Origin of the sequence: Streptomyces sp. NPDC091287, assembly GCF_044768525.1 — a bacterium.
Classification (GTDB): Bacteria; Actinomycetota; Actinomycetes; order Streptomycetales; family Streptomycetaceae; genus Streptomyces.
Genome location: NZ_JBIVUV010000001.1, coordinates 128428 through 154839, shown reverse-complemented (window position 1 = coordinate 154839; position 26412 = coordinate 128428). Strand labels below are relative to the sequence as shown.

The window sequence follows — 26412 nt, the reverse complement described above, 5'->3', positions numbered from 1 at the left end:
AAGCCTCAGCCTTCGAGCGCGGGCACTCGGGCGGCCCGCAGCGCCAGCCGGGCGCCCCGCCAGCGGCTCCGGAGCAGCCGGTCGTGGCTGACGAGGACGACCGTGCCGGCGAAACCGGCCAGGGCGGTCTCCAACTCCTCGGCGAGGGCGGGAGAGAGGTGGTTGGTGGGCTCGTCGAGCAGCAGGACGTCGGCGGGCCGGCTGACCAGCCGTGCCAGGGCGAGCCGCTGCCGCTGGCCGGTGGAGAGCCGCGCGACGGGCACCGACAGACGGGCACGGTCGAACAGCCCGAGGGCCAGCAGCCGTTCGGCGTGCTCGTCCGCCTCTCCGGTGAGCCCTCGGGCGTAGGCGGCCAGCAACGTCTCGTGCGCCGAACCGGGTGCCGGGTCCTGAGGGAGGAAGCCGATCCGGCCGCGTCTGACGACGTGGCCCCGGTCGGGGGTCAGGTCTCCGGCGAGGACGCGCAGCAGGGTGGTCTTGCCCGCGCCGTTGTCGCCCGTGATCAGCAGGTGCTCGCCCGCCCGGACCGTCAGGTCGACCGGGTCGAGTCTGCCCGCGAGGGAGACCCCGGCGGCGTCGAGCACGGTGCCGGAGAGCTGTCCGGCGCGGAGCACGGGCGAGAAGCTCAACGGGTCCGGCGGGGCCGGGACCGGGTCGGCCAGCAGACGGTTCAGCCGTTCCTCGGCGTTGCGGACACGGCTGGCCAGGGACTGCTGCACCCGGGCCCCTGCCTGGTTGTAGGAGAGCTTGTCGCCGTCCTTCATCGGCCGGCCCGGGGCGACCCGGCGGGCGGTGACAGCTGCCGCTGCGCGTGTCCGGTCGACCTCCTCGCGCCAGCGGTCGTGGTGCCGGCCCCAGCGCTGCCGTGCAGCCGCCTTCTCCGCGAGGTAGCCGGCATAGCCGTTGCCGTACCGGACGACGCTGTGCCGGTCCCCGTCCACCTCCAGGAGGCTCGTCGCGACGTGTTCGAGGAAGCGCCGGTCGTGGGAGACGGTGACGGTGGTGCCCCGGCGGCCGCGCAGGTGTTCCTCCAGCCAGGTCAGGGCGGCCTCGTCCAGATGGTTGGTCGGCTCGTCGAGGAGCAGCACCTCCGGGGCGGCCGCCAGCACCGCGGCCAGGCGGAGCCGGGCCCGTTCGCCGCCGGAGAGGGTGCCCAGGGTCGAGGCGCGGTCCACCTGCCTCAGGCCGAGGCCGTGCAGGGCGCGCTCCAGCCGGGCGTCGGCGTCGTAGCCGCCGCGCAGCTCGAAGGCGGAGACGGCGTCGCCGTACGCGTCGAGCGCCGACGTGTCGCCGTCGGTCATCGCCGCCTCCAGGCGGCGCATCCGCGCCTCGATCGCACGGAGATCGCCCAGCGCGCGGTCGATGACCTGCTGGGCCGTCATATCGGCTGGCAGGGCCTCGTCCTGCGCGAGGTAGCCGACGCCACCGTCGGCCCGCAGGACGACCCGCCCCTGGTCGGGGCGGGCCCGCCCGGCTAGCAGCCGCAGCAGGGTGGTCTTGCCGGAGCCGTTCTCACCGACGATTCCGGTGCGCTCGCCCTGCGCGAGCGAGCAGCTCACCGAGTCGAGAACGGGCCTGCCGTCGAAGGCCTTGCTGACGGCGAGCGCGGTGATCTGTGTAGGCATACGGGCGACTCCGAAGCTGTCGTGGACGAAGCGGTGGTGGCGGACCGCAAGGCCGGGGGAAAGCTTCGGAAGAGCATCGACAACTCCACTAGTGCGACAACTGTTGCTTTAAGATGGTGCCATGACTCATGCCACCGGGCAACCGGATTCCCGATGACGACCCCGGCGGACGACCTGCCGGAGCACGACCGCGCCGACCCGCCGCCGGACCGCCGACCGGGCGGCCGCACCGCCCGCATCCGTGCCCAGGTGCTCGACGCGGTCCGCGCCGAACTCGGCGACCACGGGCACGAGGGGCTGACGATGGAGGGCGTCGCGGCCCGCGCCGGCGTCCACCGGGCCACGGTCTACCGGCGCTGGCAGGACGTCGGCGGCCTGCTCGCCGACGTCCTCGACGCGGCGGGCGAGGACGACTGGCAGCCCGCGGACACAGGATCCCTGCGCGGCGATCTGACGGCCCTCAACGACGAGATCCAGGAGTCCCTGGTCGTCCGGCCGTCGATCCCCCAGGCGCTGATGGCCGCCTCGTTCCGCTCCCCGCGGGCCGCCGACGCCCAGCGGCGGCTGTGGGAGGACCGGTACGCGCGCTGCGAGGTCCTCGTCGCGCGCGCCGTCGACCGCGGCGAACTCCCGTCGCACACCGACGCGCGGCGCCTGCTGATCGCGTCCACCGCGCCGCTGTACCACCAGCTGGTCCTCCTGCGGACCGCTCCCGATCCGCAGCTGCCCGCCCAAGCGGCGACCACGGCGACCTTGGCCGCGGCGGCCGGCGCGTTCGCCCACCCCGCGCCGGGCGACGGGTCGAACACTCCCTAGGACAGCCCCATCAGGCCCCAGCCGCGGCGGGCGGCCGTCGTCGTCACTTCGCCCCATTCACGGAGCAGCGCGATGAAGCCCTCGAAGGTGTCCGGGCGGCCCGCCCAGCCCTCGCACTCGGCGGCGAACGGCGCTCGCAACTCCTCCAGAAGCGGCTCCATCCGCTCCCGGGCCCGGGCCTTGGCCGAGACCGCCTCCGGCGGGCAGGACAGCAGGACGTGCCGGTGCCAGCGGTCGGCGGAGGCGGTCGGAAAGAACGCCCTGCCACCGGAAGAGGCCCGATCCGCTTCCCGGAGCAGACCGTCGAGAAGGGTGTCCATCGGCTCACGCACGGAAGCGTCGACGAGCAACCGCAGGTCCGCCCATGCGGCGCCCGCACGGGCATGCGGCGCATGAGCGCCGGTGGTGGTGAAGCCGTACACGGCGCACCACGCCGACCCCGGGCCCGGAGGGCGGCGCCAGCCGTCGCCGCGCCCGCGCGTGAGGTCGTCCGAGTCGTCAAGCTCCTCCGGCCAGGCCGCCTCCTCCAACAGCCCGATCCGGTTCTCGACGGGGACGGCGCCCAGCCACCCCCAGTCCGCCATGAACAACGTGAGATCCATCCCCATGGCCGCAGCATAGGCAAGATCCGCATGCCGCGAACGGCGTCGCCGAGCACCGGCAGCGGACCCCAAGAGCCCCAGTTGGGAATGCGAACTGATCTTCCATAAGATCCGGCGATGATCACAAGAAAACGGCTGGTGACCGGGGTGGGCATAGCGCTCGCCACCCTGACCGCCGGGCTCGGCACCGCGCTCCCCGCCGCCGCCGACGAAGCCCCCGCCGCCCCCTCCCCCAAGGTCGAGCTCGTGCTCGACGTCAGCGGCTCCATGCGCACCCGTGACATCGACGGCCAGTCCCGGATGGCCGCCGCGAAGCAGGCGTTCAACGATGTTCTGGACGCGGTGCCCGAGCAGGTGCAGCTCGGCATCCGGACGCTCGGCGCGGACTATCCGGGTGAGGACCGCAAGGTCGGCTGCAAGGACACCCGGCAGCTCTACCCGGTCGGCCCGCTGGACCGTACCGAGGCTAAGGCCGCCGTCGCCACCCTCGCCCCGACCGGCTTCACCCCGATCGGCCCGGCCCTGCTCGGCGCGGCCGACGACCTGGAGGGCGGGGAGGGTTCGCGGCGGATCGTGCTCATCACGGACGGCGAGGACACCTGCGGGCCGCTCGACCCGTGCGAGGTGGCCCGGGAGATCGCCGCGCGCGGCACCCACCTGGTCGTGGACACGCTGGGTCTGGTGCCGAACGCCAAGATCCGCCAGCAGCTGACCTGTATCGCGGAGGCCACCGGCGGCACGTACACCGCCGTCCAGCACAAGGACGAACTGTCCGGCCGGGTCCAGCAGTTGGTGGACCGCGCCGCCGAGCCCGTCGTCACGCCGGTGGCGACCGAGGGCGCCGGGAGCTGTTCCGCCGCCCCCAAGCTGGAGCCGGGTCTCTACACGGACCGCGAGCAGATCGGCGAACACCGCTGGTACCGCGTCGACGTGCTGCCCGGTCAGGAGCTGCGCGCCTCGGCGAGCGTGGCCGCCGACCGTGCCGTCAATGACGACTACGGGGTGCTGCTGCGCGCGGTGACCGTGCACGGCCGGGAGATCGTCCGGGGTTCCGAGGCCGGGACCGGCCGCACCGACGTGATCTCGTCCGGGCTGCGCTATCCGAAGCCCGGGGTGGAGGACGGCGACGACGGAGACGGCAAGCCCGCCGCCGAGACCGTCTGCCTCCAGCTCGCCCACTCCTTCTCCGCGCCGGCCTCGGTGAAGCGGTCCCCCGGTCTGCCGGTCGAGCTGACCGTGGACCTGGTGGACGGCCCGGACAACGCCTCCGACGCGGCGGCCTTCGGTCTCGGCCGCGGCTGGTGGCTGCTCGGCGTGCTCGTCCTGACCGGACTGGTCGCGGGCCTGCTGACCGGCTGGATCTCGCGCTGGCGCGTCGCCGTATGGAGGACCAACTGATGCGCATCACCCCTCGCCGTACCCACGGCATACGACGCGCGCTCTCCGGAGCTCTGCTCGCCGGACTGACCCTGCTCACCTCGGCCGGCGCGGCGGTGGCGGACGACCCGTCGGCGAGCGCGAGCCCCGCCGAGGACGAGGCGGGCCCCACCGAGGCCGGCACCACCTTCCGCACGGCCACCGCGCTGAAGCCGGACCAGACCGGCATCGCCCTGGCCTCCGCGGGCGACTACCTGTACTGGGTGTTCCCGGCCGACGCCGGTCAGCGGCCCACCGTCACGGCCACGGTGAAGCTGCCCGAGAACGCGGCCCGGCGCTCCACGTCCACCTGGCAGATCGACGTGTACGACGGACTGCGCCGCCGCCAGGCCTGCATGTACGGGCACCAGACCAGGAAGGCGGCGGCCGACGCGGCCACCGTCGAGCTGTCCTGCGTCCTGCGGCCCGTGCGGGCCTGGTCCGAGCCGTGGGCGAACGACCCGCTGCCCGGCAGCTACTACGTCCGGCTCACAGTGGTGGACCTGCCCGCCGACGAGCTCGGACTGCCGGTCGGCGCCGAGGTGAAGGCGACCGTCAAGGAGCAGGGCGGGGCCCACGACGTGGACGGCGCGCTCTCCGAGCCGCTGGTGCCGGGCGTCTCGGTCGCCTCGGCGGGCGACGCGAGTGACGCGGGTGCCGCCGGTGACGCGGGCGCGCCGCGGGTGCCGTCCGCCGGTGAGCCGGAGGACGGCTGGGCCTCGGGCTGGTGGACCGACCGCTGGCTGTGGACCGTGGGCGGCGGCGTTCTCGCCGCGCTGGCGGCCGTGTTCGGCTACTCGCTGACGCGGGGCCGGGGCCGGCCGGCCCGGGTACCGCAGGGCGTCTGACGGTCCCACCGGCCGCTCCCCCGAGCGGCGGCCCGCCCTGGCCTCGAAGGCCCCGCCCCGGCAAGGGCGGGGCCTTCGAGGTCCGGGGCACGGCCGTTGTGACATGAGGGCGCTGCACGAGGGCACCGCGGCCGACGTGCCGTGGACGCCCGGGCCCGAGGGGCTCGCCACGTGGCCGGGCTGGGCGGTGAGAGTGCGCAGGCCGGGCGATCCGGCGACCTGCGCAAGGCTGAACGGCGTGCCGGCACAGTCGCCGACGCACAGAACCTCCAGAGCGGGATGGGCGGCGGCCTGGATGCTGTCGAGGTGCCCGTCGCCGACCCTGGCCAGAGTCGGCGGTTCATCCGCGGGTCGGTCACGGCGTTCTTCCCGCATCCGGCCCAGGTCGAAATCGGTGAGGGAGTCGGCCACCAGCTCGGCGCCGAGGCTCTGTTCGTGATCGACCAGGATGATCTGCCCGAAGGGTCCGGACGGGCCAGGAGTGAGGTCGACAGCGAACTCTTCTCTGAACTACCAGCAGCACGGCGGCTGCCGGTAAACCAGTGGCGTTTCCGTGGATGGATCCCATAGCTTGTGCGTTTGTGACTGGTGATCCGGAAATGCGCCCAAATCGACATGACCTCGGCCGAGTGTTCAACGAGGTGCCGGAGCTCTACGACCGGGTCCGGCCGGGATATCCCGACGAGTTGTTCGCGGACCTTGGCGCCGTCGCCGGCATGGACGAACGGTCGTCGGTGCTGGAGGTGGGCTGCGGTACCGGCCAGGCGACGCGCTCGCTGGCAACGCTCGGATGCTCAGTGATCGCCGTCGAGCCAGGTGGCGACATGGCCGCATTTGCTCGCCAGCGTCTCGCCTCTTTCCAGAACGTCGAAGTCGAGACGTCGAGGTTTGAGGAGTGGGACGACCGCGGTCGACGCTTCGATGTCCTCGTGGCTGCGTCGTCGTGGCACTGGGTTGACCCGTCGATTGGCTGGCAGCGAGCGCACGACGTGCTCCATCCCGGAGGCTGGATGGCGCTGCTCGGTCACGTGGTTGTCCGTCGGCCGGGAGAGCCGGAGGTGTATGCCGAGACCGCCGATCTCCACGAGCGGTTCTGCCCAAGGAACCCTGATTGGGGTCATCCGCCACTCGAAGAAGACGTGCGCGGCACTGACGGGGGTTGGGGCCTGGTCGACGATCCCGGAGGATTGTTTGGCCCTACGATTGTGCGCTGGTATCCAACCGTTCAGTGGTTCACGGGGGACGGCTTTGCCGATCACCTTCGCTCGTTGTCGCTGTACAGGAGACTCGATCGCGACGTCCGTGAGCCTTTGCTCGACGCTGTCGCCGAGCGGATCCGCACGCGGATGGGGGACCGGGCATCACGCCGTTACCTGAGCGTCCTCCGTGTTGGACGGCGCGCCCAGTGAGGCCAGGGACCTGCCCCTGAACTAACTCGAAGGTCTTGTAGCTGTGCTGGTCCGGGGTACCCCAGCCCGCCAGGCGCTCTCCTGATAGAGCCGTAGCCTGACGAAAGCGTCCGCTGAGCAGGGGAGTTGTTGATAGGCCCGGCTACCCTTGCGGACCACCCCCAGGATTTGTTGGCCGGGCAGCGCGTCGCATTGCCGGCTGGTGAGCAGTTCCTCGGCACGGGCGCCGTTGGAAACCCAGAAGGCCAGCAGAGCTCGATCACGGTCATGCTTCAGCGCGGCGAACATCGCGTCGGGGATCCGCCGAGGTGCTCTCTTGGGGATGGTCGGCCGGTAGCGGCCCTGCCGTTCGTGGCGAAACCGCTCGTCAGGGTTGTGGTGAGCATGTGGCCTGCCATGACGCCGGGAGCGATCCAGTGGAAACGGGTTCAGGATCGGCCCGGTCCCTTCGGAGAGGTGGAAGTCGTAAAAGGCCCGCAGGACGGTCTCGCAGTGCGCTCGCGTTGTCGGCGTGTATCTCAGCCCTGGTGACGACTTTCCCGTGATCGGATTGGGGGCTCCGGGAGGCAGCGGCTCCGGTACTGGCTTTGGTGCTGTCTCCGTCCTGATGTCCCGTCGGCGGCGCCAGTGCAGCGATGCGGGCTTGTTCGCGATTTTCATCCAGCGGGCGAAGTCCCGAGCGTCCGACCGGTCTGCACGGTCCCAAGCGACACCCCAGCCCGACAGGAAGCTTCTCTGCACCAAGCAAGAGGACACGCCGGGGTGATTGGTTCTGGTATTCAGGGACCCGTCCGTCTCGCCTTCACACTCGTGGGACAGAGCGGCGGGACTCATCCGGCCCGCCACTGCGTTGGTTCCGGGCTCCGGTGATCACTGGGCCGCGTGCCGCGCAGCCGCTTGAACGCCACGCTCAGCGCGAAGGCGTTGGCGTAGCCCACCTTCCTTGCGATCGTGCCCACCGTGTCGTCGGTCTCCCGCAGCAGGTCCGCGGCCAAGGTGATCCGCCAGTCCGCGAGGTAGGCCATCGGTGGTTCGCCGACCAGCGCCGTGAACCGCCGGGCGAGCGCTGCCCGCGATACCCCCACCTTGGCCGCCAGGTCCGCCACCGTCCAAGGGCGGGCGGGTGTGTCGTGCAGCAGCCGCAGCGCGGTACCAACGACCGGGTCGTCCAGTGCGCGGCACCAGGCCGGGGCATCGGTGTCTGGGTTGTCGAACCAGCTGCGCAGCGCGGAGACCAGCATCAGGTCCAGTAGCCGGTCCAGCACCAGCTGTTGTCCCGGTCGCTCTCTGGTGACCTCCTCGGCCACCATCTCCACCGATGGGTAGGGGCTGCCCTCGGCCGGTACCATCAGCACGGCGGGCAGGGCCTGCAGCAGTCGTTCGCTGAGCTCTCCCCGGCGCTCGAAAGCCCCGCTGACCAGCACGGCAGCCCCCTCGGCTGGCGCTCCGCAGGTCCGGGCGGGCCGGGAGGCGTGCTCGACGCCCTCGGCTCCCGTGCAGTAGTCGGCGCTGGTCACCATCAGCGAGGGTGTGGTCGCGGGGTCGTCGGCCACTGTGTAGGGCGCGTCGCCGCGGATGACGGCGATGTCGCCGACGCCGATGGGCACCGGTTCGTGCTGGTCGGGAACGATCCAGGCCCGGCCGCGCAGCATCGTGGCCAGCGTCAGCGGGGCGCCACTGGCCATCCGCAGGGCCCAGGGCGGTCGCATGATCGTCTGACGGAAGACGGCGCTGCGTGCCCGTACCTCTGCCAACAGCTCCGACACGGCGTCCATGCCCTCAGCGTAGACGCCTAGACATCATGTGGAGCTTGCTAGCCATGGATCGTCTCGGCACCCGCCGGTTGACTGGGGTCATGTCTGAACATCCAATCCTTGTCACCGGGGCAACGGGTAAGTCTGGCCGCCGCGTTGTCAGCCGACTGCGGGCCAAGGGGCTGCCGGTTCGCGCGGCTGCCCGGAACGGCGAGCACATCTTCGACTGGACCGACAGCAGCACCTGGGATGCGGCTCTGGAGGGCGTGCGGTCCATGTACATCGTGCAGTTGGACGGCACGAAGCTCGTTCGCCCGTTCATCGAGCGGGCGGTGCAGCATGGGGTGCAGCGAATCGTGCTGGCCTCGGGGCGTGGGATCGACAATCCGGATTACGCGAAGGACAGCAGCGGTGTCTTTGAGGGCATCGTCGACAGCGAGGCCGCCGTGCGGGAGAGTGGTCTGGAGTGGACGATCAGCAGGCCGGGCTGGTTCGCGCAGAACTTCAGTGAGGGCTTCTTCGCCGATGCCATCCTCGCCGGTGAGCTGCGGCTGCCCGCCGGCGATGGGGCTGCCAGCTTCGTCGATGCCGAGGACATCGCCGCGGTGGTGGTCGCCGCGCTGACCGAGGACCGGCACGCGGGCCAGATCTATGAGTTGTCCGGACCCCGGGCGGTGACGCTGACCGAGGTGGTCGCCACGATCTCCGAGGCCACCGGCCGCGAAATCCGCTACGTGCCGCTCTCCGTCGAGGGCTACGTCGCGGAACTCGTTCAACAGGGATTGCCGCCCGCGGACGCCGAAGTCTTCGCGGACGTCATTGAGCCACTCAGGGAGGGTACGGACGAGTACGTCTCCGACGGCGTGCAGCGGGCCCTTGGTCGCCCGCCGCGGACCTTCGCCGAATTCGCCAAGTCCACTACTGACGGAGGCGGTTGGCTAGGCTGAACGTCTTACCGAAACCGGCGCGGCCGGGCAGAATCTGCAGTCGCCCAAGGGTCGTCACTTCCCTGGGCGGCTGCGGCCGTCGACGCCAGAGCATCTCGCGCTGGGGCTATTGCGCAGTACATGAGCCGCCGCTCGCGGAGCGGCGGCCGAGTAGGCGGCCGTCGAACCAGTAGGTCACCCCGGCCGTAGGCCGCGTATCCGATTCGATGGGTCACAGGGAGCCGTCGCGCGAGTCAGGCAGCGGCGGCGGGATGCCGGGTATGCCGAGGTCGACCGGCGCTATGCGAGCCAGCCGCCGGCTCTCTTCGTGTTTCTGACGCAGGAAGGTGAGGGTGAGATCGATGCCCTCGATCTCACCGAGCCATCCCTCTTGCTCGGCACGGGCCCGGCGGGCCAGGAGGTCGGTCTCGATCTCGTCGAGGCGAGGCAGCATCTTGGGGTTGATGTTGAGCATGGGACATCGCAAAAATGCTTATCCGAACCAGTCCAGCTCGACGCTGAGCTCGTCCGCGAAGTGCGTTCGCGACGGAAAGTAGTCGTGAAACAGCCGGGTGACAGGCCGTCCCGGGCGTGTCGCGCTCCGGGATGGGCCGTTACGCGGGCCTAATGGGAGAACGCGTAGGTTCGGACGGGGTCGAGGTGCAGTTCGTAGGGCCCGAAGCAGTCCGCCGCGAGCGTCGCGACGGCGGCGCCGCAGGGGCAGGCTCGGTTGAGTCCTTCGTTGCCGGTCGGCCCGCAGCAGCCGGTGCTGTTCTCCCAGTTGGGCAGCGGTTGAAGGTCGGGGGCGTCCTCCGAGTGCATCAGCACCGTGCCTGGGACGCCCGCCGAGACAACGAAGCCCTCCTCACGGCAGACCAGCGGCCCTCGGGTCTGAGCCGACTTCGGGTCCTCCTGACCGTCCTGCACGACGTAGGGCGGCCCCCAGGGCTCGGGATCGATCGCGTAACGGCCCCGCGGAACGGTGGAGGGGGCCCGGCGTGTCTCCTTGTCCCGGTCGTGTTCGTCGTCGGAGATGTTGGGGACGGCGGCCAGCTCGGCCAGCTCCGGCGTGATCGCGGTGCCGCACTTGGAACAGAGAAAGACGGTCATCCCCTCGTTTTAGCTCATCCAGCTCGATGCAGAGCAAGCCCGTCAACGCCAAGTGCTCGATCTGGGCATGCCCAGCTTCAGCCAAATCGCGACACGAGTCAGTACGGCCAGAGGACCTTCAAGTTAGCCGAGCCTCATCCACGCGACTGATCTACACCACCCCGGCGCAGGCCACGACCCTCGCTCTACGGGCGGCGGGCCAGCAAATGAGTGTCGAGGAAACCCCGCTCGGAAGCTGGGTCGTGGAGCAACCGAGCAAATGTGACGAGACCGGCCCCGGCGAGCAACTCGGCAAACTGCTCCGCCGGCCAGCTATAGGCGGGCGTCACCTTGTGGTCGAAGCGAACCGGCTCCGGTCCCTCGGTCCCGAAGAAGGACACCAAGAGCATGCCCCCTGGTGCCAAGGCACGCACTTGCTCGGCGAGCAGCGCGGGCAATTCTCCAGGTGGGGTATGGATCATCGAGTAGTGGGACAGCACTCCGCCTAGCGCACCGTCCTCGACCGGCAGGGCCTCCATCCGCGCTTCGTCGAACCGCAGCGCCGGATGGGCCCGCCGGGCATGGGCGACCATGGCTGGGGAGAGGTCGAGGCCGAAGGCGTCCAGCCCCAAGTCATGCAGCATCGCAGTCACATGACCGGGGCCGCACCCGACATCGGCTACCCGCAGGTTCCCCGTGCCACGCACGAGCTCGGCGAAAGTGCCGATCATGTTCCGCGCGAACGGGTGCGTCTCCAGCCCATTGGCGAACATCGACGCGTACAGATCGACGACCCCGTCGTAGGCCGCCCTCGTCTCGTCCTGGTGTCCTAACACGGGAAGGAAACTAACACCCGCGCCGTTCGCAGCCATTCTCCGGTCCCACACCGGTTCCCTCAGGGCTGCCAGACCCGTCGCCTGATCACGGGACGCTCTCGTTGGTTCAGAGAAGAACTCGTCGCCGCCGTTGCCGTCTTTCGCCTGGTGTAGAGCATCTTCCTCTGCCTCTCGTCGTTGGCCCTGAGCGGGACGCGGACGGCGGCGCCAGGGTTCGGGAAGGCCGTCGGACAGGAGCAGCACGCCCAGGTCCGGGTAGCCGACAGCCGGTTCCACGGCCTCGCTCGGCCGGACAAGACCGAGGGTGGTCGTCCCGTCCGGTCGGACCTCTGCCCGGAACGCGACCTCCTGGACACCGCCGTACGCGAAAGCCCTCTGGATGATCTTCACGACGGTTCTCGCGGTCGCCGACACGGAGCCTCGACAGGCCAGGCTCCAACCGTGCTGGCTGATGCGTCCCGCCACGCGGGCCGGCCGGACAGCAGACAGCCGCGTTCGGTCGGCCAGCATGAGCCGCAGCACCGGCTCCCAGGTCGCGAAATCACCTACCGATGACAACGGTGGTCTCTGATCCGCCATGCGCAAACCGTAAGCGGAGCCCATGACATGCGTCGTCCGGCCCGGACCTACGCTGGATCCCTCACCGGTCGCGGCGGAGGGGAACGGGATGAGCGGGACGACGACGTACGTACGGTTCCAGAGCACCGGGCGGAGCCCTCGCGGCCACTTCCCCGGGATCTTCGCGCTGGCCAACGGCCTGGCCCGGGAAGGGCGTCTGAGTGAGGAACAGCACCGGTTCTGGCGGGCGGGCAACGACTGGTACGACGCGGCCTACACCGACCCGTCGCTCGTCGACCCGACGGTCTACGACCCCGCGGTGAATCCGGGGGCGGTCGCCTGGTTCAAGGCGTCGGCGACGCATCTGCTGGACCGCGTCCCGGGCTATCTCGCGCTGCTGGCCGCGCACGGGGTGCCGTGCGAGCGGCTGGAGTCGGCGGATCCCGGCAGGATCGTGTACGAGGACGACGTCCAGATCGTCGTGGTACCCCGGGGCGGCGGGGGCTCGGCGCGGAACGCGGCGGTTCCCGCCGGCGGGTAGGGCTCGTTCAGGACAGCCGTACGCTCAGCTGACGGTCCAGTTCCCGGGAGTTCCCAAGGCGGCGGCCGGTTCGGCCGCCGACTCCCGCCACAGCCCGCGGGCTCGGGCGACCAGCGGATCGATCGTCATGGCGGGATTCCCGCCTGATCGCGAAAGTCCGGCCGCAACCCTGTTCGAATCCGGAGGCGGCGGCGTCTACTCTCGACAACTCACGTACGCCGCATGCCAGATGACGACTTCCGGCCGCACCCGGTCGACGCCCTGGCGGGGTACCACCCTCATCCTGTTCGATGAGGTCCGAACGGTAGCGGGCCAGCAAGGCGCGCCCCAGGGAGCGGAGTTCCTCGATGTCCACGCAGACCGGCCCGGCACGCCACACCCAGCCTCGCGGCCATGCGTTCGTGCCGGGGCCAAAGGGGCTGCCGCTCGTGGGGAATCTGCCGCAGTTCGGCAAGAACCCCCTCGCCTTCTTCGAACTCCTGCGTGGACACGGGGACATGGTGCGCTGGCGGTTCGGACGCAACCGGTGCGTCTTCCTCGCCGACCCGGACCTGGTGGGCGAGTTGCTCACCGAGACGGAGCGCACGTTCGACCAGCCGAAGCTCGGCATCGCGTTCCGTACGGTGCTGGGCAACGGGATGCTCGTGGCGCGGGGCCGGGACTGGCGGCGCAAGCGCTCGCTGGTACAGCCCTCCGTGCGGCCCAAGCAGGTCAAGTCGTACGCGACCACGATGGCGGGCTGTGCGGTGGAGCTGGCGGACCGCTGGGCGGACGGCCAACGGGTCGACGTCAAGCGGGAGATGTCCGCGCTGACGCAGTCGATCGCCGTGCGCACGATCTTCGGGGTGGACACCCCCGCGGACTCCGAGGCGATGGGCCGGGCGATGGACGTCGCCCAGATGGAGATCGGCAAGGAGTTCGCCGGGCTCGGCGCGCTGCTTCCGGACTGGGTGCCGACACCGGGCCGGGCGCGGATCAGGAAGGCCGCCGCCGTCATCGACGCCGAGGTGCGCCGGGTCGTCGCCCGGCACCGGGACGGCGAGGAGGAACGCCCCGATCTGCTCAGCCGGTTGCTCACCGCCGTAGACGAGAGCGGGACGCGCCTCAGCGACGAGGAGATCCGGGACGAGGCGGTCACGCTGTACATCGGCGGTCATGAGACGACGAGTACGACGCTGGTGTGGGCGTGGTACCTGCTCGCCCGCAACCCACGCGTCCGCGACGCGCTCGCCGAGGAGCTGGACCGGGTGCTCGGCGACCGGGAGCCCGGCTTCGAGGACTACGCACAACTCAACTACGCCCAGGCCGTGGTGAAGGAGACCCTGCGGCTGTTCCCGGCGGTCTGGCTGATCACCGGGATCGCGAAGGAGGGGGCGACGATCGGCGGCCTGCCGGTGGAGGAGGGCACCCGGGTGTGGAGCAGCCAGTGGGCCACGCACCGCGACGCGCGATGGTTCCCCGAGCCGGAGGAGTTCCGGCCCGAGCGCTGGGACGCCGAGGACGGGGACGAGATCCCGGAGTACGCGTGGTTCCCGTTCGGCGGCGGCCCCCGGGTCTGCATCGGCACGCGCTTCGCGATGGTGGAGTCCGTCCTTCTCCTCGCCGTGCTGGCCCGCCGTTTCACCCTGGACGTGGACCCGGGCGAGATCACGCCGCTGACGGGGTTGACGCTCCAGCCGGACCGGGACGTGCTGGCGACGGTCCGGGCGCGGTAGCGGGGCGGACGGAGAACAGTCGGCGCCCGGCCCCTCGGGAGAGGGGCCGGGCGCCGGACGGGGTCAGTCCTGCGGAAGCCACTTCTTCCAGACGTCCGGGTGGCGCTCGATCCAGCGCTTCGCCGCTTCCTGGGGCGTGAGCTTCTGCGAGGCGATCATCTCGGAGACCTCGTTCTGGTCCTTCTCCGACCAGTGGAACTTCTTCAGGAACGCGGACGCCTCGCCGCCGCGCTCGGCGAAGTCGGCGTTGAGGAACTTCTGCAGCGGTGTCGTCGGGTACGCGCAGTCGATGTCCGCCGGGTCCTTGGCCGCGCACGCGTCCGTGTACTCGGGGAGCTTCACCTCGACCATCGGCACCTCGTTGAACAGCCACTGCGGCTGGTACCAGTAGCTGAGGAAGGGCTTCTTCTCCTTGGCGAACTGCTGGATCTGGGTGATCTGGGCCGCCTCGGAGCCGGCGAAGACCACCTTGTAGTCCAGGTCCAGGTTCTTCACCAGCGCCACGTCGTTGGTGACGTAGGAGGGCGAGCCGTCCATCAGCTGGCCCTTGCCGCCGCTCTCGGCGGTCCTGAGCTCCTCGGCGTACTTGTCGAGGTTCTTCCAGTCCGTGACGTCGGGGTGCTCGTCCGCCCAGTACTTCGGGACGTACCAGCCGATGTGGCCGGTGACCCCGAGGTCGCCGCCCCGGACGATGGTCTTCTTCTCGTCGACGTACAGCTTCTCCTGGTCCGGGTGGCCCCAGTCCTCCAGGATCGCGTCGACCCGGCCCTGGCTGAGGGCGTCCCAGGCGGGGACCTCGTCGGTCTGGACGAGGTCGACGCGGTAGCCGAGCTTCTCCTTGAGGAGCTGCTCGGCCACGGCGACGTTCGCCTGGGCGCCGACCCAGGACTGGACCGAGAGGGTGACCGTCTTGACCCCGGCGGGGGCCGCGAAGGGCGAGGCCTGCTTGGTCATGTCGGCGGCGCCGCAGCCGGCCGTGGCCAGCAGGGCCCCGGCCGAGGCGAGCGCCACGAGCAGACGGGTGCGGGAGCGGTTCATCTCAGCTCTCCTGTCGCTGGCGGCGGGTGGTGGGCTGGGTGACCCGGTCGAGCATCAGACCGAGGCAGACGATCGCCGCTCCGGCGACGAGGCCGGTGGCCAGGTCGCCCTGGGCGAGGCCGAGGACCACCTCGTAACCGAGCGCGCCCGATCCGACGAGTCCGCCGATGATGACGACGGCGAGGACCAGCACGACCGCCTGGTTGACGGCGAGCAGCAGGGAGGGCCTGGCCAACGGGATCTGGACCTGGCGCAGTTGCTGGCCGGGGGTCGCGCCGAGCGAGCGGGCGCACTCCATGGCCGCCGGGTCGACGCCCCGCAGTCCCTGGGTGGTGATGCGGATGACGGCGGGCAGCGCGTAGATCACCGCGGCAGCGGCGGCGGGGGCGCGGCCGACGCCGAAGAGAGCGACGACGGGGATCAGGTAGACGAACTGCGGCATGGTCTGGAAGACGTCCAGGACCGGTCGCAGCAGCCTCTCCAGCCGTTCGCTGCGGGCGGCTCCGACGGCGACGCCGAAGCCGATGACCAGGGTGACGGCGACGGCGGCGAGCACCTGGCTGAGGGTGTCCATCGAGGGTTCCCACACGCCGAGTACGCCGATCGCGGCCATGGCGAGGACGGCGGTGGCGGCGGTGCGCCAGGTGCCGATGGTCCAGGCGAGAGCGGCGACGATCAGCAGCACCGACCACCAGGGCAGACCGGTGAGCCCGCTGCGCAGCGGGTTGAGGACGCCGCTGGTGAAGTGGGAGGCGAGATCGGCGGTGCCGCCGACGACGGGCACCCCGGTGTAGAGGTGGTCGACCATCCAGTCCTTGGCGGTGTTGACCGGTCCGGCGATGGCCACGGTCACGTCCTCGGGCCACACCCGGCCGTCGGTGGCCCGTCCGACGACGGCGACGGCCGCGGTGACCACGGCGGCCAGGGACCAGCCGCGCCAACCGCGCAGCAGGGCCGGACCGGTGGGCTCGGCGCCGATGCGGCGGCCGGCCGCCTCCGTCGTACGGTCCAGGACGACGGCCAGCAGCACGATCGGGATGCCCGCGGCGAGCGCGGCGCCGACGTCCACGGAGGACAGCGCCTGGTAGACGCGGTCGCCGAGGCCGCCCGCGCCGATCACGGAGGCGATGACGGCCATGGAGAGCGCCATCATGATGGTCTGGTTCAGGCCGAGGAGGAGTTCCTTGCGGGCCAGCGGGAGCCGGGCGCTCAGCAGCCGCTGCCGTCCGGTCGCGCCGAGCGAGGCGACGGCCTCCATCACACCGGCGTCCGCGCCGCGCAGTCCGAGCGCGGTGAGCCGGGCCATCGGCGGAGCCGCGTACACGACAGTGGCGAGGACGGCTCCGGGGACGCCGATGCCGAAGACCAGCACCACGGGGAGCAGATACGCGAAGGCGGGCAGCACCTGCATGGTGTCGAGCACCGGGCGCAGGATGCGGAACGTGCGGTCGGACAGTCCGGCCGCCAGTCCGAGGAGCAGTCCGAGCACCACGGAGGCGAGGACGGCGACGGCCATCAGCGCGAGCGTCTGCATGGTCGGCACCCACATGCCGAGCAGCCCGCAGACCAGGAACGAGACGGCCGCGGTGAGGGCGAGCCGGATCCCCGCGACGCGCCAGGCGACGGCGGCGGCGAACACGGTGACGCCGGCCCAGCCGAGGGCCAGGAGAACCAGGTAGACCCCGCGTACGGAGAGCACGACGGCGTTGCTGATGTGGCCGAAGAAGTAGAGGAACAGCGGGTGGCTGTCGCGGTTGGAGACGATCCAGTCCGTCACGTCGCCGAGCGGCGCGGAGAGGTCGGCGGTCAGCGCGTCGGGCCAGACGCCGCCGCCCCAGCGGCCGTGCACGAGAGGGACGACGACGACGGCGACGAGAGCGAGCAGCAGAAGCTTGGCCGCTGCCGGGCGATCGCGGAGTACGGCCAGTGGTCCCCGGCGCGCGCCCGCCTGCGCGGGGCGGGCCGGGGTGGCCTGGGCGGTGGCCATCAGAGGGTCACCTCGCGGGATCCGTCCGGCGCGTCGGGGCCGGCGGGGGTGTCGGGGGCGCCGGACGCGGTGGCGGTCGCGGTCGCGTGGCCGGGTCCGGTCGTTCCCGCGACGACGTCGAGCAGGCACGCGTGGTCGACGACGCCGACGAGCCGGCCGCCGTCCATCACCCGGGCGGCGGGGTCGCCGGAGCGGGAGACCGCTTCGATGGCCTCGTGGACGGTTGCCCCGGGGCGTACGGCCGGGCCGCGCTCGCTCTCCCCGGCGAGCGCGGGCCGCATGGCCGTGGCGACGGTGAGGACCTGCTCGCGCGGCACGTCGCGGACGAACTCGCGCACGTAGTCGTCCGCGGGCGAGCCCACGATCTCCTCGGGGGTGCCGAGCTGGACGATGCCGCCGTCGCGCATCAGTGCGATCCGGGTGCCGAGGCGCAGTGCCTCGCTGAGGTCGTGGGTGATGAAGACCATGGTGCGGCCCTCCTCGCGGTGCAGCCGGACAACCTCGTCCTGCATCTCGCGGCGGATCAGCGGGTCCAGCGCGCTGAACGGCTCGTCGAAGAGGAGGACGGACGGGTCGACGGCGAGCGCGCGGGCGAGCCCGACGCGCTGCTGCTGGCCGCCGGAGAGCTGCGACGGTCGGCGGTCCTCCAGACCCGCCAGACCGACCTTCGCCACCAACTCCGCCGCCTTGGAACGGCGTTCGGATTTACTCAGGCCCTGAATCTCCAGGCCGTAGGCGACGTTGTCCAACACCGTGCGGTGCGGCAGCAGTCCGAAGTGCTGGAAGACCATCGCGGCGCGGTGGCGGCGCAGTTCGCGCAGCCGGGAGCGGTCCATCGCGAGGACGTCCTCGCCGTCGATGGCGATGGTGCCGCTGGTGGGTTCGATCAGCCGGGTCAGGCAGCGTACGAGGGTCGACTTTCCGGAGCCCGACAGGCCCATGACGACGAAGACCTCGCCCTTGCGGACGTCGAAGGAGACGTCGCGTACGGCGGCGGTGCAGCCGGTGGCGGCACGGAGTTCGGCGGGCGGGAGCGCGGCGTGCTCGCCGCCGGGGATCCGGTCGGCCTTGGGGCCGAAGACCTTCCAGAGGTTACGTACGGAGAACACGGGGTTCTCGTCGGCCTTGGTGTTCCCGGCGGCCTTGAGGGTCTCGGTTCCGGTCATCGGGCATCGCCTCCGGTGCTGGTGCTGGTGACCGGCGCGGTGTCACGCGCCCGGTCCGCGAGAAGTTCGGCGCACTTCTCGCCGACCATCAGGACCCCGATCATCGGGTTGACGGCGGGCATGGTCGGGAAGACGGAGGCGTCGGCGATCCGGATGCCTTCCAGGCCCCGGATGCGCAACTGCGGGTCCACGACGGCCTGCTGGTCGTCGGCCGCGCCCATCCGGCAGGTGCCGGCCGGGTGGTAGACGGTGTGGGCGACCTTGCGGGCGTACTCGCTGATGTCCTCGTCCGAGGTGACCTCGGGGCCGGGGCAGACCTCGCGCTTGAGCCAGTGGGCCAGCGGTTCGGTGGCCGCGATCTCACGGGCGAGCTTGATGCCGTCGACCAGGGTGCGCCCGTCGTGGTCGTCCTCGTCGGTGAAGTAGCGGAAGTCCAGGGCCGGCTTGACCTCGGGGTCGGCGCTCGTGAGGTAGAGGCGGCCCCGGCTGCGCGGCTTGGGGATGTTCGGGGTCATCGACACCCCGTGCTCGGGCTTCTCGTAGCCGAGCCGCTCCGGGTTGTCGGTGAACGGGATCTGGTAGAAGTGGAACATCAGGTCCGGGCCCCGGGATTCGGGGTCGCGGCGGACGAAGAGTCCCGCGTCGGAGTCCATCGCGGAGTTCTCCGGGATGGGCCCGTCGGTCTCCCAGACGATGACGGACTCGGGGTGGTCGAGCAGGTTCTCGCCGACGCCCGGCAGATCGTGGCGTACGTCGATGCCCAGTGCGGCCAGGTCCTCGCGCGGACCGATCCCGGAGTGCAGCAGCAGCCGGGGCGTGTCCACCGCGCCCGCGCAGACGATGACTTCGCGGGCGGCGCGCAGCAGGATCTCCTCGCCGTCCTTCGTCCGCACGTGTACGCCGGTGGCGCGGGTGCCGTCGAACTCCAGCCGGTACGCCCAGGTCTCCAGCATGATCCGCAGGTTGGGGCGGTCGCCGGCCTCGATGTGCGGGTGGAGGTAGGCGACCGAGGCGGAGGAGCGCTTGTTGTTCTCGGGGTGGTAGGCGAGGTCGAAGAAGCCGACGCCCTCGTGGAACGGCTTGCGGTTGAAGCTGTCCACGCGCGGGACCCCGGCCGCCTGCTGGGCGGCGTCGACGAAGTCGCGGGCGATGGCGTTGCGGTCCTTCTCGTCGACCGGGACGATGTTGTTGCGCAGCTTGGCGAAGTACGGGTCCATCGCGGCCGCGCCCCAGCCCTCGGCGCCCGCCTCGGCCCACTCGTCCCAGTCGCCGGGCAGCGGCTTGAAGCTGATGAGGGTGTTGTGCGAGGAGCAGCCGCCGAGGACCCGGGCCCGGCTGTGCCGGATGTGGGAGTTGCCGCGCGGCTGCTCGGTGGTGGGGTAGTCGTAGTCGAGGTCGCCGCCGAGCAGGCCGAGCCAGCGGCGCAGGGTCAGCACGTCGTCGCGGTCGATGTCGGTGGGGCCGCCCTCGATGACCGTGACGGTGACGTCCGGGTCCTCGGTGAGCCGGGAGGCGATGACCGATCCGGCGGTGCCGCCGCCGACGATCACGTAGTCGGCCACGGGGCCGTCGGGGACCGCGGTGCTGCGGGGGGTGGAAGGCATCGGTCACTGCTCCTTCTGCAAGGTTCGTGCGTGTACGTGGTGCTGCGAACAGCCGGGCGGGACCGGGCGGATTCCGCGGAAGGCGCCCGGTCCCCGCAGGCGTCAGCCGGCGAACCAGCGCTGGGGGCGCGGGTTCAGGTTCTGGTAGATGTGCTTGGACTCGCGGTACTCGGCGAGCCCCGTCGGGCCGAGCTCGCGCCCCGTGCCGGACTTCCCGAAGCCGCCCCACTCGGCCTGCGGCAGGTAGGGGTGGTAGTCGTTGATCCAGACGGTGCCGTGGCGCAGCCGTCCGGCGACCCGGCGGGCCCGGCCCGCGTCGGTCGTCCAGACGGCGCCGGCGAGGCCGTAGTCGGTGTCGTTGGCCAGCGTGACGGCCTCTTCCTCGGTACGGAAGGTCTCGACGGTGAGAATCGGGCCGAAGGTCTCCTCGCGGACCACCCGCATCTCGCGGTGGCAGCCGTCGAGGACGGTCGGCCGGTAGAAGTAGCCGCCCTCGGGGCGTACGTCGTTGGGCTCCGGGCGTTCGCCGCCGGCCCGGACGATGGCGCCCTCCTCGCGGGCGGAGGCGACGTACGCCTCGACCTTGGCGAGCTGCTGGGCGGAGACGAGGGGGCCGCACTCGACGCCGTCGAAGGTGCCCCGGCCGAGGCGGATGGCGTCGGCGCGGCGGGCCAGCTCGGTGACGAACCGCTCGCTGATGCTGTCCTGGATGATCAGGCGGGCCCCGGCGGAGCAGACCTGGCCGCTGTGGAAGAACGCGGCGTTCAGTGCCTGGTCGACGGCGGTGTCGAAGCCCTCGTCGGTGGCGCAGGCGTCGGCGAAGACCACGTTGGGGTTCTTGCCGCCCAGCTCCAGGGCGACCTTCTTCACGGTCGGCGCGGCCGCCCGGGCCACCTTCGTACCGCTGGCGAGGCCGCCGGTGAAGGAGACCAGGTCGACGTCCGGGTGCTCGGAGAGGCGCGCGCCCACCGGGTCGCCCGCGCCGGTGACGAGGTTGGCCGCGCCGTCGGGAAGACCGGCTTCGGAGAGCAGTCGGATCAGGTGGACCGTGGAGAGCGGGGTGACCTCGCTGGGCTTGAGCACGAAGGTGTTGCCGGCGGCGAGGGCCGGGGCGATCTTCCAGCTGGCCTGGAGGAGGGGGTAGTTCCAGGGGGCGATCAGGGCGCAGACGCCGACGGGCTCGTGGACGACGATGCTGTGGACGTCGGGGTCTCCCGCGTCAACGACCCGGCCGCCGCTCTCGTTCATCACGAGGTCGGCGAAGTAGCGGAAGGCGTTCGTGACGTCGTCGACGTCGACCCGGCCCTCTTCGAGGGTCTTGCCGGTGTCGCGGCTCTCGGTGATCGCGATCTCCTCGCGGTCACGCTGGAGCAGCTCGGCGACCCGGCGCAGCAGCCCGGCCCGCTCGGCGACGGGCTTGTGCGGCCAGGGGCCGTCGTCGAAGGCGCGTCGCGCCGCCGCGATCGCCGCGTCGGCGTCCTCGGCCCCGCCCTCCGCGACGACGGCCAGGACCGTGGCGTCGGCGGGGTCGATGACCTCGCGTGTCGCGCCTGATCCGGCGGCCCGCCAGGTGCCGTCGATGTGGATGGTGTTGAGCGCCGACATGTCGATTTCGCCTTCCGTGCCTGAAATGCCCCCTCCGGTTCGGCCGGGGCGTGCTGCGCGGTGAACCGGGGTACGGCCGCACCAGCGGCCTGGACCCCTCCCCGGTCCGGCGGAATGTATGCCGAGAATTTCACGCAGAGTGACGCGCCTCACGCGTGCAGGCCTCCCCGAGAGGCCCCGGCCCCTCCGTGCGGGCGGCCCGGTGCTGGTCAGGCGGGTGGTTGTGGGGCGGCCAGCCGTTGGGCCGCGTGCTCCCACACCTCCGGCCCCTCCCCCGCGACAGCGGCGGCGAACCGCTCCGGGCGGGCGAGGAGCCGCCGGTGGCCGGGGTGGAGCGCGGTGTGTGCCAGCAGCCAGCCCGCCAGCGGATGGGGGTCCCCCGGCGCCTCGGACCAGCGCTCCCGGTACGCCTCCCGTGCTGCGGCGGCCTCCCCCCGGACCAGCAGCACATCCGCGCGGACCGGTGGCGTGGCCTGGGGGCGTACGCCGCGGGCGACGGTGGCCGACGCGGCGCCCACGGCGACGTCCGGAACGGCGACCGACGCGACACCCGACGCGATGTCCGGCCCGATGTCCGGCCCGATGTCCGCGACGGTGACGTCCAGCGCGCTGTCCGGCGCGATGTCCGGGCGGAGGTACAGCGCGCCCCGCACGTCCTGCCAGTGGGTACGTTCCGAAGCCGGGACGAACACGGGCTGCCCCACGGACGGCGGCGGAGCCCCCGTGCGCAGCGCCGCCGCCAGCCCGGCACGCTCCTCGTCCGCGCACCGCAGATTGCGCAGCCGCCACTCGACCCGGTGACCGGCCGCCGCCGCGCGGGCCCGCGCAACGGCCCGCCCGTCCACCGGCTCACGGAGCCAGCCGTCGACGGTACGGGTCAGTCCCGCGACCAGCCGGCGGCCGGGCCCGGTGAGCGCGGCGCGGGTCGCCAGGGTCCGCAGGACCGTACGCGTCTGGATGCGGCGGAGCGCGAACCGGAAGGGTGCCAGGTCCAGCGGATCGGCCGCCCGGACCCCGATCCGGTCCCGCCAGAATCCGGCGACGCCGACGAAGGCGTACGCCCCGTGGAGAAGCCCCGGCAGATGACGCGGGTCCGGGCGCCACGGGGCGTAGTACTCCTCCGCGCGATCGTCGTCGAGCATCGCGAAGAGGTGCAGCAGCGCGCCGAGTTTGCTGTGCTGGAACTCGTGGACCATCGCCTCCGCGAGCGCCGCGCCGTCCGGGGGCCGGGCCACCACCATGGAGCCGAACGCGTCGGCGGTGGAGGCGCTGAACCCCGCGCCGGGGCCGTGTCGCAGCCGTCCGGGCCAGGGCACGATGCGCCCGATCTCCTCCGGGCGCAGCGTGCCCGGCCCCGTACCGCCGGAACGCGGGCCAGGGCCGGAGGCGGGGCCGAGCAGCGCGACCGCCTCGGCGAAGAGGCTCTGCCAGGAGCCCAGTTCACGCGGGGTGAGCCGCTGGGGCGGGATCGGGCGGTCGAGGTCGCGGTACGGGTCGGTGTCGTCGAGGGCGACCTCGGGCCCGCCCGGCCGGACCGGCAGCCGGTGCGTCGGCCACCACAGGGCGCTCGGCGGCGCGGTGATCGGTCGCACGGTCAGCGTCGTCGCCCCGGTGCCCCGTCCGGCCGGGACGAGCTGCAACTCCCCTTCCTGCAAGCGCGCGTGGACCGGGTGGAAGCCCAGCAGCGGGATGCCCGGCAGCCGGGCCAGGCCCAGCGTCGGCAGGGCCACCGCGCCCTCCCTCGCGGGCACCACGAGCTCGGCGGCCGTCCCGGCCCTCAGCGCGGCCACCAGGGCGACGGCGGCCAGGTGTCCGGCGTCCACCCACAGCGGAGAGCCGGCCGAGGTACCGTGCAGGCGGCGCAGCGTGTGGGAGAGCCAGCTCCCCACCTGCGGGCTGAGCAGCAACTCCTCCACGCACTCCGGCCTTCGGACCTCGGCCCGTTCGACGGTCCGCCAGATGGCGCCCAGGTCGGCGGGGCCGAGCAGCGCGGGCCGCTCCTCCAGCCGGCTCAGCAACTCCCTCAGCAGGACGAGGCGTCGGGCCCGTTCGCCCTCCACGAGAAAGCCGACGGCCTCCACCGAACCACCGCCCGCGGCGAGTTCGTCGAACCAGTGGCCGGGCATCCGCATCGGTCCGTGCACCCGCGCTCCTCCGTCGTGTTCCCGACACGGCCCGGGGGCCCGTTTCCGGGAGGGCCGCGCAGCGCTCAGTCAGCGCGAGGGCCAGGGGGTTCCTGGGACAGTGTGCTGGTGCGCGCTCTTCGGATCTCCTCCAGCAGACGCTGTCCGGGTGCGGGAGCGAGGGCGCGCAGGGTGGCGACGCCCACTTCCGCCAGGTCCGCCACATCGGACTCCAGGTAGTCGGCCGGATCACCGGCCGATGCCGTCTGCTGCAAGGCCATTTCCCCCTTTTCGGTCCGGCGGCACACGATGCCACCCGTCCCTTCCCATCATGACGAATGGGTTGCCTTCCGGAAACCCGTGCGATCACGTCGTACGATCACGGTCCGGGCGGACCGGGCCGGTCCTCGGCCAGGAACTCCCGCAGGGCTTCCTCCAGTTCGGCGGCCCTGGCTGGATCGTCGTCGAGCAGGGTGACGGCCCGGTAGAGGTCCCAGGGGCCCTCCGGGCGCCGCCGCAGCGTCCGCAGAATGCCCAGGACGTCCGTACGGGGCACCGCGTGCCGCGGCATCCGCGCCACCAGGACCGGGTCCAGCTCCCCCACCATCGTCTGGCGTTCGTCCCGGTCGCTCATCAGCGGATAGGCGAGGAGCGCTTCGACCACCCGGACAAGACCGCCGCCCGTCCGGTCGGGTCCGGGGCGGACTCCGTTCGCCGGGGGCGGTGTCGCCGGCCGGTCGGGCAGGTGCTCCGCGTGGCCGGGGCGTTGCAGTTGGAGCGTGGGGAGCTGGGTGTGGCTCCCCTCGGCGCGCAGCCGGTCGAACCGGTCCCGGACGGCCGCGAAGAGCGCCTCCGGGTCGGGAGCCGGACCGCCGGGCAGGGCGGCCAGCTCGCGCAGGAGAATGTCCGAGAAGACGCCCAGGCCGCGCACGGGGTCGTTGGCCGCGCGCTGCCCCCGGTCGGCGGCCAGCAGCACGTTCTGCCGGTGCACGCGCAGTCGCTGCCCGGCGGGGAGGCTCCCGTCCGGGATCGTGACCGCCGGGCGGTGGCGCTCCTCGAAGGTCCGGCAGGCGTCGACGACCCAGTTCTGCTCCGCGAAGCCGGGCAGGACATCGCTGCTCAGGCGGCGTCTGGCGGACTCCAGGTCGATGTTGCGGCGGTCGGCGTCCGTGGCGTCGGCGCAGTAGAGCCGCAGGTGTTCGTCCCGGTCCAGGACGCCGTGCCCGCCCCACCAGACCCAGAGCACGTCCCCCTGCCGGGTGGGCAGTTCGTGGACCAGGACCCGGCGCAGGGTCTCGTGGTCGGCGCCGCGGTGGCCGGTGACGGCGTCCGTCCCATCCGCCGGGGCGAGGTGCAGCAGGATGTTGGTGTCCGGCACGCCCGTGGACCGCAGCCAGTCCCGGAAGCGCAGCGCGTCGCGGACCGGCCCCGGCAGCGTCCAGTGCGGGCCCGCCGCATAGGCCTCGACGCCGACGACGAGCGCCACCACACGCGCCGGGTCGACACCGTCCGCGGTCACGGCAGCCGCTCCGCGATGGCGCGGTAGACGGCCGGATCGGTCCAGTAGGCGCTGTGGGCCGCGGGGAACGGCTGCCGGTTGTCGGTCGCGATGTCCTCGGCCCGGCCGGGGAACAGCGGTGCGGCGGCGAAGCCGAGCAGGTCGCGGCGGTCGTGGATGTTCAGCCAGGCGGGGACGTGGGCGGGCAGCGGTTCCGGGTGTTCGAGGTGGGGCAGCGCCCCCGTCTCGTACAGGAACGGCCCCTGCGAGCCCACCGTGACCAGCAGCCGGACGTCGGGCAGCGGGGCCTCGATCAGGGTGTCGAGGGCGATGATCCCGCCGAGGCTGTGGCCGAGCAGGACCACCGGGGGCTCGACGGCGGCGACCAGCTCGCGCAGGGCGGCGCGCAGGGGGCCGCCGCGGACGAGGAACGTGAGCACGTCGCCGGCCGCCGGGTGGGCGGCCCCGGTGAGGGCGCGGCGGCGGCGCACCGCGTACCGGGAGCCGAGCCGCGTCAGGGGCCGGGCGGCCAGGCGGCCCACCGGCCCCCTGCTGGTACCGGGCGTCGCGGCGCCGAGCTCCCGGGCGATCCGGTCCACCGCGGCGTCGCGGGTGGCCCCGTCGGGGATCACGGGCGCGTCCTCGGCCAGGGCCGCGCCGATCACGGCGGCGACCAGCGCACGGGCCAGGAGTGTCGCCAGGGCTTCGGGGTCCGTGGCTTCGGCGGCCGGGGCCAGCAGCGGACTGCGGGCCAGGGCGGCGGCCCGCGCACCGAGACCCGGGCCCAGCTCCGGGGCGGCCGCCTCGCCCCGGGCGGTCAGCGCCGCCAGCCGCTCCCGGAACTCCTCGTCGGGGAAGGCGGCGCCCGGCGGGATCTCGCCCGAGGGGCCGCGCGCGGCGGCGAGGGCCAGCTCCGCCTGCGGGTCGCGGTAGAGACGCTCCCAGCCGGCGGCCTCGTCGTCCTCCTCGCTCTCCGCGTCCCGTTCGGTGGCGCCGGCCCCGTCGTACGGGATGCTGGCCCCGCCCGCCGCGAGCCGGGCCCCGTACCGCTCTCCCCAGTCGAGCGGTACGACCCGCACGCCCGGTGCGGCGCCGACGAGCGAGGCCGTGACCCGTGTGTACAGGGCCTCGGCGTGCGGCGGCCGCACGCCCGTGCCGTGAATGAATATGACCGTGGTCATGCGTCGCCCCCGTCAGTGGTCCACCGGCCCGCCGGTCCGGGCCGGGCCCCGTGGTCCGAACGGACCAGGTGCCGG

Annotated in this window: 23 protein-coding genes; 8 read left to right on the top strand and 15 right to left on the bottom strand. The window is 72.2% G+C overall.

Features of this window, described 5'->3' with window-relative positions; all coding sequences use genetic code 11:
• Positions 1-5 precede the first annotated feature (5 nt).
• Positions 6-1625 carry a ribosomal protection-like ABC-F family protein gene (abc-f, locus tag ACIQRW_RS00590; protein WP_403752307.1) on the bottom strand — a complete coding sequence of 540 codons (1620 nt, stop codon included), beginning with the start codon at positions 1623-1625 and terminating at the stop codon, positions 6-8.
• A gap of 153 nt (positions 1626-1778) precedes the next feature.
• Between abc-f and ACIQRW_RS00585 the strand changes: the two genes are divergently transcribed.
• Positions 1779-2441, top strand: a complete 663-nt coding sequence (locus tag ACIQRW_RS00585; protein WP_403752304.1) for a TetR/AcrR family transcriptional regulator — start codon at positions 1779-1781, stop codon at positions 2439-2441.
• Here the strand turns inward: ACIQRW_RS00585 and ACIQRW_RS00580 are convergent.
• Entirely contained in the window at positions 2438-3049 is a 612-nt protein-coding gene (locus ACIQRW_RS00580) for a hypothetical protein (RefSeq protein ID WP_403752301.1), read from the bottom strand. The genes ACIQRW_RS00585 and ACIQRW_RS00580 overlap by 4 nt on opposite strands.
• Positions 3050-3160: 111 nt before the next feature.
• Between ACIQRW_RS00580 and ACIQRW_RS00575 the strand changes: the two genes are divergently transcribed.
• From ACIQRW_RS00575 to ACIQRW_RS00560, 4 genes are all read left to right on the top strand, one after another.
• The gene (locus tag ACIQRW_RS00575; protein WP_403752298.1) at positions 3161-4441 is read left to right on the top strand and encodes a VWA domain-containing protein; all 1281 of its coding nucleotides are present in this window, start codon (positions 3161-3163) and stop codon (positions 4439-4441) included.
• Positions 4441-5307 (top strand): hypothetical protein, encoded by an 867-nt coding sequence (locus tag ACIQRW_RS00570; RefSeq protein WP_403752295.1) that lies wholly within the window; start codon positions 4441-4443, stop codon positions 5305-5307. The genes ACIQRW_RS00575 and ACIQRW_RS00570 overlap by 1 nt, the downstream gene beginning before the upstream one ends.
• Before the next feature lie 171 nt (positions 5308-5478).
• Entirely contained in the window at positions 5479-5877 is a 399-nt protein-coding gene (locus tag ACIQRW_RS00565) for a hypothetical protein (protein WP_403752292.1), read from the top strand.
• A gap of 59 nt (positions 5878-5936) precedes the next feature.
• A complete protein-coding gene (locus ACIQRW_RS00560) occupies positions 5937-6716 on the top strand; it encodes a class I SAM-dependent methyltransferase (RefSeq protein WP_403752289.1) in 780 nt (259 codons plus the stop codon).
• 830 nt (positions 6717-7546) lie between these two features.
• On the opposite strand, the gene ACIQRW_RS00555 is transcribed toward ACIQRW_RS00560, so the two are convergent.
• Complete coding sequence (locus ACIQRW_RS00555) at positions 7547-8491, bottom strand: AraC family transcriptional regulator (RefSeq protein ID WP_403752286.1); 945 nt, start codon at positions 8489-8491, stop codon at positions 7547-7549.
• 44 nt (positions 8492-8535) lie between these two features.
• Here ACIQRW_RS00555 and ACIQRW_RS00550 point away from each other — a divergent pair, with 44 nt between their 5' ends.
• On the top strand, positions 8536-9417 hold the full coding sequence (locus ACIQRW_RS00550) for an SDR family oxidoreductase (protein WP_403752282.1): 882 nt from the start codon (positions 8536-8538) through the stop codon (positions 9415-9417).
• A 211-nt stretch (positions 9418-9628) separates the two neighbouring features.
• On the opposite strand, the gene ACIQRW_RS00545 is transcribed toward ACIQRW_RS00550, so the two are convergent.
• From ACIQRW_RS00545 to ACIQRW_RS00535, 3 genes are all read right to left on the bottom strand, one after another.
• The gene (locus tag ACIQRW_RS00545; RefSeq protein WP_403752279.1) at positions 9629-9871 is read right to left on the bottom strand and encodes a recombinase; all 243 of its coding nucleotides are present in this window, start codon (positions 9869-9871) and stop codon (positions 9629-9631) included.
• Positions 9872-10020: 149 nt separating this feature from the next.
• The gene (locus ACIQRW_RS00540; RefSeq protein ID WP_403752277.1) at positions 10021-10506 is read right to left on the bottom strand and encodes a hypothetical protein; all 486 of its coding nucleotides are present in this window, start codon (positions 10504-10506) and stop codon (positions 10021-10023) included.
• A 185-nt stretch (positions 10507-10691) separates the two neighbouring features.
• Complete coding sequence (locus ACIQRW_RS00535; RefSeq protein WP_403753433.1) at positions 10692-11321, bottom strand: class I SAM-dependent methyltransferase; 630 nt, start codon at positions 11319-11321, stop codon at positions 10692-10694.
• A gap of 667 nt (positions 11322-11988) precedes the next feature.
• On the opposite strand from ACIQRW_RS00535, the gene ACIQRW_RS00530 reads away from it, so the two are divergent.
• Together ACIQRW_RS00530 and ACIQRW_RS00525 are read left to right on the top strand one after the other, a co-directional pair.
• Positions 11989-12420: a hypothetical protein gene (locus ACIQRW_RS00530; protein WP_403752274.1), complete on the top strand. Its 432-nt coding sequence runs from the start codon at positions 11989-11991 to the stop codon at positions 12418-12420.
• A gap of 347 nt (positions 12421-12767) precedes the next feature.
• The gene (locus ACIQRW_RS00525; RefSeq protein ID WP_403752271.1) at positions 12768-14135 is read left to right on the top strand and encodes a cytochrome P450; all 1368 of its coding nucleotides are present in this window, start codon (positions 12768-12770) and stop codon (positions 14133-14135) included.
• 63 nt (positions 14136-14198) lie between these two features.
• Here ACIQRW_RS00525 and ACIQRW_RS00520 read toward each other — a convergent pair whose 3' ends face one another.
• From ACIQRW_RS00520 to ACIQRW_RS00480, 9 genes are all read right to left on the bottom strand, one after another.
• Positions 14199-15173, bottom strand: a complete 975-nt coding sequence (locus tag ACIQRW_RS00520) for an ABC transporter substrate-binding protein (protein ID WP_403752268.1) — start codon at positions 15171-15173, stop codon at positions 14199-14201.
• 1 nt (position 15174) lies between these two features.
• On the bottom strand, positions 15175-17160 hold the full coding sequence (locus ACIQRW_RS00515; RefSeq protein ID WP_403752265.1) for an ABC transporter permease: 1986 nt from the start codon (positions 17158-17160) through the stop codon (positions 15175-15177).
• A complete protein-coding gene (locus ACIQRW_RS00510) occupies positions 17160-18326 on the bottom strand; it encodes a glycine betaine/L-proline ABC transporter ATP-binding protein (RefSeq protein WP_403752262.1) in 1167 nt (388 codons plus the stop codon). Before ACIQRW_RS00510 ends, ACIQRW_RS00515 begins: the two co-directional genes overlap by 1 nt.
• Entirely contained in the window at positions 18323-19930 is a 1608-nt protein-coding gene (locus ACIQRW_RS00505; RefSeq protein ID WP_403752259.1) for a GMC family oxidoreductase, read from the bottom strand. The genes ACIQRW_RS00510 and ACIQRW_RS00505 overlap by 4 nt, the downstream gene beginning before the upstream one ends.
• 102 nt (positions 19931-20032) lie before the next feature.
• Complete coding sequence (locus ACIQRW_RS00500) at positions 20033-21535, bottom strand: aldehyde dehydrogenase family protein (RefSeq protein ID WP_403752257.1); 1503 nt, start codon at positions 21533-21535, stop codon at positions 20033-20035.
• 209 nt (positions 21536-21744) lie between these two features.
• Positions 21745-23679 carry an aKG-HExxH-type peptide beta-hydroxylase gene (locus ACIQRW_RS00495; protein ID WP_403752254.1) on the bottom strand — a complete coding sequence of 645 codons (1935 nt, stop codon included), beginning with the start codon at positions 23677-23679 and terminating at the stop codon, positions 21745-21747.
• A gap of 65 nt (positions 23680-23744) precedes the next feature.
• Positions 23745-23939 (bottom strand): hypothetical protein, encoded by a 195-nt coding sequence (locus tag ACIQRW_RS00490; protein ID WP_403752251.1) that lies wholly within the window; start codon positions 23937-23939, stop codon positions 23745-23747.
• A 98-nt stretch (positions 23940-24037) separates the two neighbouring features.
• Positions 24038-25177, bottom strand: a complete 1140-nt coding sequence (locus ACIQRW_RS00485; RefSeq protein WP_403752248.1) for a caspase family protein — start codon at positions 25175-25177, stop codon at positions 24038-24040.
• Positions 25174-26337, bottom strand: a complete 1164-nt coding sequence (locus ACIQRW_RS00480) for an alpha/beta fold hydrolase (RefSeq protein ID WP_403752246.1) — start codon at positions 26335-26337, stop codon at positions 25174-25176. Before ACIQRW_RS00480 ends, ACIQRW_RS00485 begins: the two co-directional genes overlap by 4 nt.
• Positions 26338-26412: the final 75 nt, after the last annotated feature.

What these genes read in the sequence shown, in the direction of transcription:
- ACIQRW_RS00520 (WP_403752268.1), bottom strand. Translation starts at nt 15,173, where the DNA reads ATGAACCGCTCCCGCACCCGTCTGCTCGTGGCGCTCGCCTCGGCCGGG.
- abc-f (WP_403752307.1), bottom strand. Translation starts at nt 1,625, where the DNA reads ATGCCTACACAGATCACCGCGCTCGCCGTCAGCAAGGCCTTCGACGGC.
- ACIQRW_RS00540 (WP_403752277.1), bottom strand. Translation starts at nt 10,506, where the DNA reads ATGACCGTCTTTCTCTGTTCCAAGTGCGGCACCGCGATCACGCCGGAG.
- ACIQRW_RS00515 (WP_403752265.1), bottom strand. Translation starts at nt 17,160, where the DNA reads ATGGCCACCGCCCAGGCCACCCCGGCCCGCCCCGCGCAGGCGGGCGCG.
- ACIQRW_RS00585 (WP_403752304.1), top strand. Translation starts at nt 1,779, where the DNA reads ATGACGACCCCGGCGGACGACCTGCCGGAGCACGACCGCGCCGACCCG.
- ACIQRW_RS00490 (WP_403752251.1), bottom strand. Translation starts at nt 23,939, where the DNA reads ATGGCCTTGCAGCAGACGGCATCGGCCGGTGATCCGGCCGACTACCTG.
- ACIQRW_RS00510 (WP_403752262.1), bottom strand. Translation starts at nt 18,326, where the DNA reads ATGACCGGAACCGAGACCCTCAAGGCCGCCGGGAACACCAAGGCCGAC.
- ACIQRW_RS00545 (WP_403752279.1), bottom strand. Translation starts at nt 9,871, where the DNA reads ATGCTCAACATCAACCCCAAGATGCTGCCTCGCCTCGACGAGATCGAG.
- ACIQRW_RS00575 (WP_403752298.1), top strand. Translation starts at nt 3,161, where the DNA reads ATGATCACAAGAAAACGGCTGGTGACCGGGGTGGGCATAGCGCTCGCC.
- ACIQRW_RS00525 (WP_403752271.1), top strand. Translation starts at nt 12,768, where the DNA reads ATGTCCACGCAGACCGGCCCGGCACGCCACACCCAGCCTCGCGGCCAT.
- ACIQRW_RS00480 (WP_403752246.1), bottom strand. Translation starts at nt 26,337, where the DNA reads ATGACCACGGTCATATTCATTCACGGCACGGGCGTGCGGCCGCCGCAC.
- ACIQRW_RS00530 (WP_403752274.1), top strand. Translation starts at nt 11,989, where the DNA reads ATGAGCGGGACGACGACGTACGTACGGTTCCAGAGCACCGGGCGGAGC.
- ACIQRW_RS00500 (WP_403752257.1), bottom strand. Translation starts at nt 21,535, where the DNA reads ATGTCGGCGCTCAACACCATCCACATCGACGGCACCTGGCGGGCCGCC.
- ACIQRW_RS00570 (WP_403752295.1), top strand. Translation starts at nt 4,441, where the DNA reads ATGCGCATCACCCCTCGCCGTACCCACGGCATACGACGCGCGCTCTCC.
- ACIQRW_RS00555 (WP_403752286.1), bottom strand. Translation starts at nt 8,491, where the DNA reads ATGGACGCCGTGTCGGAGCTGTTGGCAGAGGTACGGGCACGCAGCGCC.
- ACIQRW_RS00550 (WP_403752282.1), top strand. Translation starts at nt 8,536, where the DNA reads ATGGATCGTCTCGGCACCCGCCGGTTGACTGGGGTCATGTCTGAACAT.
- ACIQRW_RS00505 (WP_403752259.1), bottom strand. Translation starts at nt 19,930, where the DNA reads ATGCCTTCCACCCCCCGCAGCACCGCGGTCCCCGACGGCCCCGTGGCC.
- ACIQRW_RS00580 (WP_403752301.1), bottom strand. Translation starts at nt 3,049, where the DNA reads ATGGGGATGGATCTCACGTTGTTCATGGCGGACTGGGGGTGGCTGGGC.